The following is a 12584-nucleotide window of genomic DNA, read 5'->3' as shown; positions in this document are numbered from 1 at the left end:
AGCTGTGGGTAATCGAAGGCGCGTCGCCGAGCGACGGAAGACCAAGCCCGCCGTGGTCGGCGGGATGATCGCCGTGGTCGTCGGCGGCGCCGGCTTCGGCGTCTACGCACTGTACGGAGGCGGGGCGGCGGCCTTCGACGGGACGCGGTCGACGTCCGCGAGCGACGACCACAAGAAGGACATCCCCAGCGGTCCGCTCTCGGCGAAAGAGGTCACCACCACGGCCCGCACGTTCCTGACGGCCTGGCAGCAGGGCAAGGTGCCCCGGGCGGCCGCCGCCACGAGCGACGCCGAGGCGGCCACCACCCTGCTCACCGGCTACACCAAGGACGCTCACCTCAAGGACGTCACGCTCACCCCGGGCGCCCCCACCGGCGACAAGGTCCCCTTCGCCGTGAAGGCGACGGTGTCCTACAAGGGCACCGAGAAGCCGCTGACGTACGACAGCGCGCTGACCGTCGTCCGCGACAAGACCGACGGGAAGCCGCAGGTCGAGTGGCACTCGTCGGTCGTCCACCCCGACCTTCAGGACGGCGACACCCTGGTCACCGGGGAGTCCGGGACCCCGCCGGTGAAGGCGCTCGACCGGGACGGCGGCGAGATCACCACGGCCAAGTACCCGTCGCTGGGCACGGTCCTGGACGGGCTGCGCGAGAAGTACGGCAAGACGGCCGGCGGCAAGGCCGGCATCGAACTCCGGGTGATCCGCGGCAAGTCCGCGAAGAAGTCGGAGGCGTCCGACAAGACGCTGCTTGAGCTGAGCAAGGGCACGCCGGGCACGGTGAAGACGACCCTGAGCCCGACCCTGCAGGCGGCGGCCGAGCAGCAGGTCGCCAAGAGGGCCAAGTCGTCGGTGGTGTTGATGCGTCCCTCGACCGGCGAGATCCTGGCCGCCGCGAACGCCTCACACGGCTTCAACATCGCCTTCCAGGGCTCCCTCGCCCCCGGCTCCACGATGAAGGTCATCAGCTCCACGCTGCTCATCGACAAGGGCCTGGCCTCGGCCGACAAGAAGCACCCCTGCCCGAAGTACTCCACGTACGGCGGCTGGAAGTTCCAGAACGACGACAAGTTCGAGATCAAGGGCGGCACCTTCAAGGCGAGCTTCGCCCGCTCCTGCAACACGGCCTTCATCAGCCAGGCGCCCGACCTGGACAACGACGACCTGACCAAGCAGGCCGAGGAGGTCTTCGGTCTGTCCATGAACAACTGGGCCATCGGGGTGCCGAGCTTCGACGGGTCGGTGCCGGTGCAGAGCGCGGCCCAGATGGCGGCCTCGCTGATCGGTCAGGGCGGGGTGCGGATGAACCCGCTGAACATGGCGTCGGTGTCGGCGACGATCGAGTCGGGCACCTTCAAGCAGCCCTACCTGGTGTCACCCACGGTCGACAACCGCAAGCTCGCCACCGCCTCCCGCAAGATGTCCTCGGGCACCCTGTCCCAGATGCGGGAACTGATGTCGTACACCGCGGCCTACGGCACGGCGGCCGAGGCGATGTCCGGGGTCACCGGCAACGTGGGCGCGAAGACCGGCTCGGCGGAGGTCGACGGCCAGAAGAAGCCGAACGGCTGGTTCACGGCCTACCGCGGTGACCTCGCCGCCGCGGGCGTCGTCCAGCAGGGCGGGCACGGCGGCAACACGGCGGGCCCGATCGTGGCGTCACTGCTGAAGATGGGCGGCTGAACTCCGCACCGGAGTGGCCAGGTACGTCCGCCGCAGGAACCTGAGCAGGGCCTTCGCGTCGAACTGCACCACCGAGACACCGTGCTCGGAGTGGAACTCGACGACGGTCTGGACGCGTCCGCACGGCCACACGCGGACCGCTCCGCTGCCGGCCGGGGCGCGCAGGCCCTGTTCGAGGAGCGAGCGCGAGAAGGTCCACTCGTGCGAACCGGGCAGGCGGATCAGTACCGAGTGCGGGTCGGTCTCGGGGTCGTAGCGCAGGATGACCGGGACAGCCTCGTCGCCCTCGCGCGGTATGTCCGCGTCCGTGACGATATGAGCTCGTGCGTACTGTTCGACTACAGACATCGTGACGACCCTCTCACGGTGCGTAACCTGTGTGGAAGCTGTGCGTCCGCCCCCCGTCCAGCGTCGCACATTTCCGGGATCGCGCCCGCTGGGGCGGAAATGCTGTTCCTCACGCCCTCGCGAGGTTTCCCGCGCCACCCGCGAGGTTCCCCCGCGCGCTGTTCCTCCCGAGGCACTCTTGCAAGCCGTTCGCAACAAGCCACTATCATCGAACGGTGCATGTGCCTGACGGATTCATCAACGCGCCCGTATCCGCCGCGACCGGAGTGGTCGCCGCCGGCGCCGTCGCCCTGAGCCTGCGCGGCGCCCGCCGCGAACTCGACGAACGCACCGCGCCGCTGGCCGGCCTGGTGGCCGCGTTCATCTTCGCCGTGCAGATGCTCAACTTCCCCGTCGCGGCGGGGACCAGCGGACACCTGCTCGGCGGTGCGCTCGCCGCGATACTCGTCGGCCCCTTCACCGGGGTCCTGTGCGTGTCCGTCGTCCTGCTGATGCAGGGCATCCTGTTCGCGGACGGCGGCCTGACCGCCCTCGGCGTGAACATCACGGACATGGCGATCGTCACGACGGTCGTCGCCTACGCCGTCTTCCGGGGGCTGGTGAAGGTGCTGCCGCGCACCCGCCGGTCGGTGACGGTGGCCTCGTTCGCCGCCGCGCTGCTCTCGGTCCCGGCCGCGGCGCTCGCCTTCACCCTCCTGTACGCCGTCGGCGGCACCACGGACGTGGCCATCGGCAAGGTCGCCACCGCCATGATCGGCGTGCACGTCCTGATCGGCATCGGCGAGGCCGCGATCACCGCGCTGACCGTGGGCGCCGTCATCGCCGTACGCCCGGACCTGGTGTACGGCGCCCGTGGCCTCCAGCAGAAACTGAAGCTGCGGGTGAACGGCGAACTGGTCGACGTCCCCGACGCCCAGCCGGTTCCGGTCGCCGCCCGCTCGCACCGCAAGCTGTGGATCACCGGCCTGGTGTCCTCCCTCGTACTGGCCGGATTCGTCAGCTTCTACGCCTCCGCGAACCCCGACGGCCTGGAGAAGGTCGCCGCCGACAAGGGCATCGACAAGCAGGCGAAGGAGCACGCGAGTGCCGACTCCCCGCTGGCCGACTACGGCGTCAAGGACATCGAGGACGCCCGCCTCTCCGGCGGTCTCGCGGGCGTGATCGGCGTCGGCGTCACCGTCGTCGCGGGCAGCACGGTGTTCTGGGCGGTGCGCAGGCGCCGTACGGACGACGCCTCCCCCGTGAGCACGAGCGTCTGATGGGCGCGGGGCACGCGCACCGGCTCTACCGGCACGGGCACTCACCCGTGCACGTCCTGCCGCCGCACACGAAACTCGCGGCGGCCTTCGCCTTCGTGGTGGTCGTGGTGTCGACCCCGCGGGAGGCGATGTGGGCGTTCGGCCTGTACGCCGTACTGCTGGCGTTTGTCGCCCACGCCGCCCGCGTACCGGCCGGCTTCCTGCTCAAGCGGCTGCTGATCGAGGTCCCGTTCGTCGCGTTCGCGGTGCTGATGCCGTTCGTGGCGGAAGGCGAACGGGTGGAGGTGCTGGGGCTCTCGCTGAGCGTCAACGGCCTGTGGGGCGCGTGGAACGTGCTCGCCAAGGGCACGCTCGGCGTCGCCGCCTCGGTACTCCTCGCCTCCACCACCGAGCTGCGCGAACTCCTCCTCGGACTCCAGCGGTTGAAGCTGCCGCCGCTGCTGGTGCAGATCGCCTCCTTCATGATCCGGTACGGCGACGTCATCACCGACGAGATGCGCCGGATGCGGATCGCCCGGGAGTCCCGGGGCTTCGAGGCACGGGGCGTGAAGCACTGGGGCGTGCTGGCCAAGTCGGCCGGGGCGCTGTTCATCCGCTCCTACGAACGCGGGGAACGGGTCCATCTGGCCATGGTCAGCCGGGGGTACGCCGGTTCGATGCCGGTCATCGACGAGGTGACCGCGTCCCGGGCGCAGTGGTCGTACGCCTTCACCCTGCCGTTCGCCGCCCTCGTCGTCTGCGTGTTGGGATGGTCACTGTGACTGCTTCCCTCGAGGTCTCGGGCCTCGCCTTCGCCTACCCCGACGGCCACCAGGCGCTGTTCGGCGTGGACTTCGCCATCGCCCGGGGCGAACGGGTCGCGCTGCTCGGCCCGAACGGCGCCGGCAAGACGACCCTGGTGCTGCACCTCAACGGCATCCTCAGCGGCGGCACGGGCTCGGTGACGGTGGCCGGGCTGCCGGTCGGCAAGGAGCACATGGCCGAGATCCGGCGCAAGGTCGGGATCGTCTTCCAGGATCCGGACGACCAGCTCTTCATGCCGTCGGTGCGTGAGGACGTGGCCTTCGGTCCGGCGGCGGCCGGGCTGAGGGGGGCGGAGCTGGAGGCGCGCGTGGAGCGGGCGCTGGCCCGGGTCGGCATGGCGGAGTTCAGGGACCGGCCGCCGCACCACCTCTCCTTCGGGCAGCGGCGCCGGGTGGCCGTGGCGACCGTCCTCGCGATGGAACCGGAGATCCTCGTCCTCGACGAGCCGTCCTCCAACCTCGACCCCGCCTCCCGCCGCGAACTCGCCGACATCCTGCGCTCGTTGGACGTGACCGTCCTGATGGTCACGCACGACCTGCCGTACGCCCTGGAGCTGTGCCCCCGCGCACTGGTCCTGAGCGAGGGCGCCATCGCGGCCGACGGCCCGACCGGCGAGTTGCTCTCCGACGACGCGCTGATGCGGGCCCACCGGCTGGAGTTGCCCTTCGGATTCGACCCGCGGTCCGTGACAATGGGCGCGTGACGAACCAAGAGGGCGCCGCGGACGAGGGCTCGCCGCTGCTGCACGACCAGCTGTGTTTCGCGCTCTACGCGGCCCAGCGCGCGGTGACGTCCGCCTACCGTCCGCTCCTCGACGAGCTGGGGCTGACCTACCCGCAGTACCTGGTGCTGCTGGTGCTGTGGGAGCGCGGCGAGATCACCGTCAAGGAGCTGGCGGGCGCGCTACGCCTGGACTACGGCACGGTGTCGCCCCTGCTCAAGCGGCTGCAGAGCGCGGGGCTGGTCCGCCGGGAGCGGGCGGCGAACGACAAGCGCTCGGTGCTGGTGGCGTGCACGGGCCGCGCGGAGGAGCTGAGGGAGCGCGCCGCGCGGGTGCCCGGCGCCCTGCTCGCGGCGACCGAGCTCGACAGTGGGGCGGTCGCCGGGTTGCGTGCGGAGTTGTGGGCGCTGGCGGAGCGGGCCGAGGCGGCGGCGGACAGGGCCCGCTGATCTCGGGTTACCGCCGGTTGCTACCCCCCGGTAACGGAGGCCTCCCTACCGGTAAGTACCTTGTGCACGATGCACTTGTGCGCACCTTGTTCCGGGGGGAACCTGCCATGACTGACACCGCCGTCGACGCGACGGCCACCACCGCTGTCGACGCCGACACCGCTGTCGACACCCGTCCCTCGAAGATCGTGTACGTCGCCGAGGCCACCGCGCACGGCGGCCGGGACGGCTGGGTCACCAGCCAGGACGGCCAGATCGAGCTGAAGGTCGCGATGCCGCCGCAACTCGGCGGCGACGGAAACGGCACCAATCCGGAGCAGCTGTTCGCGGCCGGCTACAGCGCCTGCTTCCACAACGCGCTGGTGCTGGTCGGCCGCCGCTCCGGCCTCGACCTGACTGGTTCCACGGTCGCCGCGAAGGTCGGCATCGGCCCCAACCAGCAGCGTGGCTACGGCCTCGCGGTCGCCCTCAGCGTCTCGCTGCCGGTCCTCGACCCGGACATCGCGGCCAAGCTGGTGGACGCGGCCCACGAGGTCTGCCCGTACTCGAACGCGACCCGCGGCAACATCGACGTCACCACGCTTCTCGGCTAGCGCGTACTGGACACCGGAATCGAAGGCCCGACGGGCATGTTTCACTCACTGTCGTAGGTAGAACCACCGGACAGGGAGTGCGGACGTGGACGTGGACGTGAACGGCACTGTGGCCGAGGGCTTCGAGCCGGTCAGGGACGCGTTCGTGCGGAACTTCGAGGAGCTCGGGGAACGCGGGGCGGCCGTCGCCGTGTACCGGGACGGGCGCCGGGTCGTCGATCTGTGGGGCGGCACCAAGGACGTCGACGGGACCGCGCCCTGGCAGCGCGGCACCGCCCAGGTGATGCGCTCGGCGACCAAGGGCGTCGCCGCCGCCGTACCGCTGCTGCTGCACCAGCGCGGGGAGCTGGACCTGGACGCGCCGGTGGGCGAGTACTGGCCCGAGTTCAAGGCGCACGGCAAGGACCGGGTGCTGGTACGTCAGGTGCTGAACCACCGGGCCGGACTGCCGCTGCTCGACCGCCCCCTCACGCCTGAGGACGCCCTGGACCCGAGCCGGGGACCGGAGGCGGTCGCCGCGCAGGCCCCCGTGTGGGAGCCCGGCACCGACCACGGGTACCACGCGCTGACGTACGGCTGGATGCTCGACGAGCTGGTGCGACGCGTGACCGGACAGGGCGCCGGCGAGTGGATCGCGAACGAGATCGCCGGGCCGCTGGGCCTGGACCTGTGGCTGGGGCTGCCGCAGGCGGAGGAGGCAGCGGGCCGGACCGGCCGGGTCGGCCGGATCGACGCCCCCGAGCCGGCCCCCGGCCCGGGACTGCGGGTCCGCCCGAAGCGCGCGGTCACCGAGGCCTACGACGACCCGGACTCCCTCACCCGCCGGGCGTTCGCCGCGATCACCCCTTTCCCGGACCAGAACGACCCCGCCTACCGGGCGACCGCCCTGCCCGCCACCAACGGCATCGCGACCGCCGACGCCCTGGCCCGCTTCTACGCCGCACTGATCGGCGAGGTCGATGGCACAGGGCGTGCCCTACCGCTGTTCGACCCGGTCACCCTGGCCGCGGCACGCGCCGAGGAGTCGGCGGGCCCGGACCGTGTGCTGGTCGTCAACACCCGCTTCGGCCTCGGCTACATGCTGCACGGCAGCGCGTCCCCGCTGCTCGGCCCGGGCTCGTTCGGGCACCCCGGCCGCGGCGGCGCGCTCGGCTTCGCCGACCCGGAGACCGGCGTCTCCTTCGGCTACGTCACCAACGGTTTCCGCAAGACCGTGACAGCGGATCCTCGCGCTCAGGCGCTGGTCAGGGCCGTACGCGGGGCGCTGGAGCAGGTCATACGTTGATCGGGTGGGAGGTCCGCCCGGACGCCTCGTCGATCTCGCCGTGCGCCTTGGTCAGCAACCGCATCGCGAGTTCGTTCAGGGCGCGGGCCGCGGCGATCTCCTCCCCCACTCTCGGCTGGTTCGGGTCGACGCGATGACGGGAGGCGTGCCCCTGCGTACGCACCTCGGTGCCGTCGGGCAGCCGCACCATCGCAGCCGCCCGGGTGCGCTGATCGTCCTCCTGGAACTCCAGCTCGATATGCCATCCCACAGTGGTGTGCATCATGACGATCACCTCCGGAAGACCTGCTTCCAGGGTGCTCCTCGACGGCCACGGATGCACCCGCCGGGCACCGTCATCCCGCGTGCAGCATCAGCCCGATCCCGAGCACCACCAGCCCGGCCGCCGCGATCCTGGACACCCCGAACCGCTCCTTGAAGAACACCGCTCCGATCGCCGCGCCCACGATGATCGACGACTCGCGCAGGGCCGCGATGGGGGCGAGGTCCGCCTTGGTCTGCGCCCACAGGACGAGGCCGTACGCCCCGACGGAGAGCGCCGCTCCCAGCAGCCCGACGCCCGTGAACGGCCGTAGCACGGGGACGAATTGGCCCCTCCATCGGTACAGCGCGTACGCCGGGATGGCTGTGCCCTGCACCGCCATCAGCCAGGCGATGTAGCCGAGGGAGGTGCCGGAGGCGCGGACCCCCAGCCCGTCCACGACCGTGTAGAGCGCGATGGTCAGGCCGGTCGCCAACGCGGCCCCGATCGCCGCCCAGTCGGGCCGCCGCCCGCGCAGTCCCCACACCGCGACGCCGGTCAGTCCCGCGCAGGACAGCGCGATCCCGGCCGCCGCCCACCCGTCCGGCACCTCGTGGGCGAAGACCGCGGCGAGCAGGGTGACCACCAGGGGCGCGGTGCCGCGGGCGATCGGATAGGCCTGCCCGAAGTCGCCGAGCCGGAAGGACTTCATCAGCAGCGCGTAGTACGCGAGGTGGACGACCGCGGAGACGATCAGATACGGCCACGCCCCCGCTGCCGGAAACGGCGCGAAAGGGATCATCGCCAGCCCGATCAGCGCCCCTCCGCCCGCGATCAGCGTGAACCCGACCAGTTTGTCGGTGATGTGATGGGCGATCGCGTTCCAGCTGGCGTGCGTCACCGCGGCCAGCAGTACCGCCGCGGTGACCAGCGGGGTCACGCGGTCCGCTCGCGCACGTCCACCACGGTGGCACCGGCGTGGGTGACGAGGTCCTCGGGCCGCATGGGGAAGACGGTGTACGGGGTGCCGGCGGCGGCCCACACGAGTTCGTGCTCCAGCAGCGACCGGTCCGCGAGCACCCGGGTCCGGGTCCGGTGCCCGAAGGGCGGCACGCCGCCGATCGCGTACCCCGTGGTCTCCCGTACGAGGTCGGCCCTGGCCCGCGTGACCTTGTCCGCGCCGAGTGCCTCACGGACCAGGTCCAGGTCCACCCGGGAGGCGCCGTCCATCAGCACCAGCACCGGCACCCCGTCGGCCGCGAAGATCAGCGACTTGCAGATCTCGCTCAACTCGCACCCGAGCGCCGCGGCGGCCTCGGCGGCGGTGCGGGTGGCGTCCGGGAAGCGGCGGATCCGGTGGGTCAGATCGTCGAGCGCGAGCTCACGCAGGGCTTCCGCGAAACGGGGGTGGGCCGGGGAGTCGTCGGGGCGGGCGTCGGGCGCGGGCGTCTTCGTCATGGACGGCACGGTAGTTGCGAGTCCGTAAGGCACGCGAACGGGTTCATTGTCAGTGGCGGATGCCATGATCAGCCGTATGGGAGTTCTCTACGGCTACTACCGCGCCGCCGATGACCAGGACGCCGGCCGGGCCGTCGTCCGCGAGGACGAGGAGCCCAGCGGGACCGGATACGACCAGTTCGTGCTCAAGGGCATCGACCCGGTGGTCAACCTGCTGCCTGCCGAGTCCCTGATAACCGGGCGTTCCCAGGACGCTGTCAAGGCCGATCCACGGCACGGTCACCTGGTGGCCATGGTGGGAAACGGTGAGATCGTCAGCGTGTCGCTCACCGACACCCTCCGTGACGCCCTCGTGAGCTTCGACAGGACGTTGTTCGACGCCGTCGCCCAGGGCTGGGCCGTCTCGGACGCCTTCTCCTACCCACCGGACAAGGAGGCCGTCGAGGATCTCACCTCGTTCCTCCGCCAGTTGGCCGACCTCGCCCAGCGGGCCACGGGCAAGGGGCACCACCTGTACTGCTGGATCTCGCCGTGAGCTGAGTCGAGGAAGGCCGGTGAGGGCGTGCCCCGTCCCCACGGAGCCCTCACCGGCCGGTCACGCACGGAAGCTGGGTGGGTCGGACCTCCCCCGGAATCCGGGACTACCGGTCCGACCTCAGGTCAGGCCTTGACCAGCTCCCGGTCCTCGTCCTCGTCGCGCCGCTTGTCGTCCAGGGTGCGCAGCCCCTCGCCCTCCACGTCCACGTTCGGCAGCGCGCGGTCCAGCCACTTCGGCAGCCACCAGGCCTTCTCGCCGAGCAGCGCGAGCACCGCGGGGACGATGGCCATGCGGACGACGAACGCGTCGAAGAAGACGGCGATCGCGAGACCGAAGCCGATCATCTTGATCATCGACTCGCTGGCGCTGATGAAGCCACCGAAGACGGCCATCATGATGACCGCGGCGGCCGCGACCACCCGGGCGCTGTGCTTGAAGCCGGTCACCACGGCCTGGCTCGGCGACTCGCCGTGGACGTACGCCTCCCGCATGCGGGTCACGAGGAACACCTCGTAGTCCATCGCGAGACCGAAGACCACGCCGACCATGAAGATCGGCATCATCGACATGATCGGACCCGTCTGCTCGACCCCGATCAGGCCGGAGAGCCAGCCCCACTGGAAGACCGCGACCACGGCGCCGAGTGCGGCGAGCACGCTGAGCAGGAAGCCGAGGGCCGCCTTCAGCGGGACCAGGATGGACCGGAAGACCACGATCAGGAGCAGGAAGGCGAGGCCCACCACCAGGCCCAGGTACGGGACCAGGGCGTCGTTGAGCTTCTGCGAGAAGTCGATGTTCATCGCGGTCGTGCCGGTGACCAGGACGTCCGCGCCGGTGTCCGCCTTGATGCCGGCGCCCGTGCCACGGATCGCGTGGACCAGGTCCTCGGTCTGGACGGAGGACGGCTTGGAGCCGGGGATCACGGTGATCGTCGCGGTGTCACCGGCCTTGTTGAACGTCGCCGGGGTCACCGTCACGACGTCCTTGAGGCCCTTGACCCCGTCGGTCACCGCGGTGGCCGCCGCCTTCGGGTCGTCGCTGTTCTTGGCGTCGACCACGATCATCAGGGGCCCGTTGAAGCCGGGGCCGAAGCCCTCCGACAGCAGGTCGTACGCCCGGCGCTGCGTCGTGGAGGTGGGCTGCGAGCCGTCGTCGGGCAGCCCCAGCTCCAGCTGGGCGGCCGGGACGGCGACCGCACCCAGACCGACCACGCCGAGCAGCAGCACGGCGGCCGGACGGCGGATGACGAAGCTCGCCCAGCGGGTGCCGATGCCGGGCTTGGCCGGCGCCCCGGAGGACTTCGCGGCCTTCTCAGCCTTCTTGGACGTGCCGCCGCGCTTCCCGCCCGCCGGACGGATCTTCCGGCCGGCGTAGCCGAGGAGCGCCGGGATCATGGTCAGTGCGATGAGTACGGCGACCACGACCGTGCCCGCCGCCGCGAGGCCCATCTTGGTCAGCATCGGGACGTTGACGACCGTGAGGCCTGCCAGCGCGATCACGACCGTGAGGCCCGCGAAGACCACCGCCGAGCCGGAGGTGCCCACAGCGCGGCCGACCGCCTCCTCACGGTCGCGGCCCTCGGCCAGCTCGCCGCGGTAGCGGGAGACGATGAACAGGGCGTAGTCGATGCCGACCGCGAGGCCGATCATCAGCGCCAGCGTGGACGTGGTGTCGCCGAGGTCGAGCGTCTTGGCGAGGGCGGTGATGGTGGAGACACCGATGCCGACGCCGATGATCGCCGTCAGCAGCGGCAGTCCGGCCGCGACCAGCGAGCCCAGGGTGATGACGAGGACGACCGCGGCAAGGGCGAGGCCGACGATCTCACCGGTCGCCCCCGTCTCGGGCGCGGCCTGCAGGGCGTCACCTCCGACGTCGACGGTCAGCCCGGTGGCCCGGGCCTCGTCACCGGCCGCCGCGAGGGCGTCCGTGGTCGAGTCCGCCAGCTCCATGCCGGGGAGTTTGTACTTCACCGACGTGTAGGCGACCGTTCCGTCCTTGCTCACGGCGTGCGTCGTGAACGGATCGGTGACGGAGACGACCTCGGAGCCGTCGCGCAGTTCCTTGACGGTCTTGTCAACGGTCGCCTTGTTGTCGGCGTCCGTCATCTTCTCGCCCTTGGGCGCCTTGAAGACTATGCGTCCGGTCGCGCCGTCGGCGCTGGCGCCGGGGAAGCGCTGTTCCAGCAGGTCGAAGGCTTTCTGCGCTTCGGTGCCGGGAATCGAGAAGGAGGTGGTTCCGGCGGCGGGGGCGCTGGCCGCGCCGACACCCGCGAGGGTCAGCAGGGCGACCCATATCAGGGCGACGAGATGCCGTCGCCGGAAGGCGAGCCGGCCGAGTTTGTAGAGGAACGTGGCCACGAAGGCGTACTCCGGTCAGGTCGTGGGTTCTTCTGGGCAGGGGTGATCAGCCCGCTGGGTGGCGTGGCTGATCGGCCCGACGACGTGAGCGGTGGCGTCAGGATGGGCGGACCGCGGGGACGGTCAGGTGAGGGGGGAGGGTCAGGCGGTGGGGGGCGCGCAGAGGGCGGGGAGGACCACTGCGTCGATGTACGAAAGGAGGAAGTCCTGCGTCGGTGGCTGCTCGTCGAGCAGCGTGCGGGCGGAGAACGCCCCGATCATCATGTGCATGATGAAGGCGGCTGCCGGGTTGTCCGCTCGGACCTCGCCCCGGTCGATCGCCCGGCCCAGCACGCGACGGAAGTCCTCCATCTCCGGCTCGACGAGATGCTCCTTGAACGCCCGCAGCAGGTCCGGGTTGTCGTGGACCGCCATGGCCAGACCCCGCATCAGCGCGGAGTTCTGCTCCATCTGGCAGTCGTCCGAGCGCAGCGTGAGAGCGTGCAGGTCACCCCTGAGCGACCCCGTGTCGATCTCCGAGAGGGAGCCCGGCTTGTTGTGCCGCACCGCCTTCACGACCAGTTCGGGCTTGCCGCCCCACTGACGGTAGAGCGTGGCCTTGCTGGATCGGGTGCGGGCGGCGACGGCGTCCATGGTGAGGGCGTCGTAGCCGACCTCGCGGAGCAGGTCGAGCACGGCCGTGTACAGCTCGGCCTCGCGCTCGGGTGTGATCCGGCTGCGCCGCGCCGTTGCTGCCTCAGCCACTGTGTTCACCTTCCAGCACTCCGAACGACACGGTTTCGTACATGGAGAATGTATCGCACTCCCGAGCGAAACGAAACGGTTTCGTTCGTGTTGTGGGTCACGG

At 70.7% G+C, this 12584-nt stretch carries 14 protein-coding genes; 8 read left to right on the top strand and 6 right to left on the bottom strand.

Annotated elements, in window-relative coordinates:
• Positions 1-4: 4 nt before the first annotated feature.
• On the top strand, positions 5-1684 hold the full coding sequence (locus ABZ027_RS29670; RefSeq protein ID WP_356773653.1) for a penicillin-binding transpeptidase domain-containing protein: 1680 nt from the start codon (positions 5-7) through the stop codon (positions 1682-1684).
• Here the strand turns inward: ABZ027_RS29670 and ABZ027_RS29665 are convergent.
• A complete protein-coding gene (locus tag ABZ027_RS29665) occupies positions 1661-2032 on the bottom strand; it encodes an SsgA family sporulation/cell division regulator (protein WP_356773652.1) in 372 nt (123 codons plus the stop codon). The genes ABZ027_RS29670 and ABZ027_RS29665 overlap by 24 nt on opposite strands.
• 215 nt (positions 2033-2247) lie before the next feature.
• Here ABZ027_RS29665 and ABZ027_RS29660 point away from each other — a divergent pair, with 215 nt between their 5' ends.
• The 6 genes from ABZ027_RS29660 (at position 2248) to ABZ027_RS29635 (ending at position 7143) form a co-directional block, all read left to right on the top strand.
• Entirely contained in the window at positions 2248-3291 is a 1044-nt protein-coding gene (locus ABZ027_RS29660) for an energy-coupling factor ABC transporter permease (protein ID WP_356773651.1), read from the top strand.
• Positions 3291-4052 carry a cobalt ECF transporter T component CbiQ gene (gene cbiQ, locus ABZ027_RS29655; RefSeq protein WP_356773650.1) on the top strand — a complete coding sequence of 254 codons (762 nt, stop codon included), beginning with the start codon at positions 3291-3293 and terminating at the stop codon, positions 4050-4052. The genes ABZ027_RS29660 and cbiQ overlap by 1 nt, the downstream gene beginning before the upstream one ends.
• Positions 4040-4798: an ABC transporter ATP-binding protein gene (locus tag ABZ027_RS29650; protein WP_356773649.1), complete on the top strand. Its 759-nt coding sequence runs from the start codon at positions 4040-4042 to the stop codon at positions 4796-4798. Before cbiQ ends, ABZ027_RS29650 begins: the two co-directional genes overlap by 13 nt.
• Complete coding sequence (locus ABZ027_RS29645) at positions 4795-5265, top strand: MarR family transcriptional regulator (RefSeq protein ID WP_356773648.1); 471 nt, start codon at positions 4795-4797, stop codon at positions 5263-5265. The genes ABZ027_RS29650 and ABZ027_RS29645 overlap by 4 nt, the downstream gene beginning before the upstream one ends.
• A gap of 107 nt (positions 5266-5372) precedes the next feature.
• Positions 5373-5858: an organic hydroperoxide resistance protein gene (locus tag ABZ027_RS29640; RefSeq protein WP_356773647.1), complete on the top strand. Its 486-nt coding sequence runs from the start codon at positions 5373-5375 to the stop codon at positions 5856-5858.
• A 91-nt stretch (positions 5859-5949) separates the two neighbouring features.
• Positions 5950-7143 carry a serine hydrolase domain-containing protein gene (locus tag ABZ027_RS29635; RefSeq protein ID WP_356773673.1) on the top strand — a complete coding sequence of 398 codons (1194 nt, stop codon included), beginning with the start codon at positions 5950-5952 and terminating at the stop codon, positions 7141-7143.
• On the opposite strand, the gene ABZ027_RS29630 is transcribed toward ABZ027_RS29635, so the two are convergent.
• From ABZ027_RS29630 to ABZ027_RS29620, 3 genes are all read right to left on the bottom strand, one after another.
• Positions 7133-7408: a DUF1876 domain-containing protein gene (locus ABZ027_RS29630; RefSeq protein WP_356773646.1), complete on the bottom strand. Its 276-nt coding sequence runs from the start codon at positions 7406-7408 to the stop codon at positions 7133-7135. The genes ABZ027_RS29635 and ABZ027_RS29630 overlap by 11 nt on opposite strands.
• A gap of 70 nt (positions 7409-7478) precedes the next feature.
• On the bottom strand, positions 7479-8324 hold the full coding sequence (locus ABZ027_RS29625) for a DMT family transporter (RefSeq protein WP_356773645.1): 846 nt from the start codon (positions 8322-8324) through the stop codon (positions 7479-7481).
• Positions 8321-8842, bottom strand: coding sequence for a YbaK/EbsC family protein (locus tag ABZ027_RS29620; RefSeq protein WP_356773644.1), 522 nt, complete (start codon positions 8840-8842; stop codon positions 8321-8323). Before ABZ027_RS29620 ends, ABZ027_RS29625 begins: the two co-directional genes overlap by 4 nt.
• Positions 8843-8918: 76 nt before the next feature.
• On the opposite strand from ABZ027_RS29620, the gene ABZ027_RS29615 reads away from it, so the two are divergent.
• Positions 8919-9377 carry a hypothetical protein gene (locus ABZ027_RS29615; protein WP_356773643.1) on the top strand — a complete coding sequence of 153 codons (459 nt, stop codon included), beginning with the start codon at positions 8919-8921 and terminating at the stop codon, positions 9375-9377.
• 125 nt (positions 9378-9502) lie between these two features.
• Here the strand turns inward: ABZ027_RS29615 and ABZ027_RS29610 are convergent, their stop codons facing one another.
• Positions 9503-11737, bottom strand: coding sequence for an MMPL family transporter (locus ABZ027_RS29610; protein WP_356773642.1), 2235 nt, complete (start codon positions 11735-11737; stop codon positions 9503-9505).
• A 141-nt stretch (positions 11738-11878) separates the two neighbouring features.
• Positions 11879-12481: a TetR/AcrR family transcriptional regulator gene (locus tag ABZ027_RS29605; protein ID WP_356773641.1), complete on the bottom strand. Its 603-nt coding sequence runs from the start codon at positions 12479-12481 to the stop codon at positions 11879-11881.
• Positions 12482-12584 lie beyond the last annotated feature (103 nt).

This window comes from Streptomyces sp. NPDC006332, from assembly GCF_040612855.1.
Lineage (GTDB): Bacteria > Actinomycetota > Actinomycetes > Streptomycetales > Streptomycetaceae > Streptomyces.
This window is presented reverse-complemented; position numbering and strand designations above follow the sequence as displayed.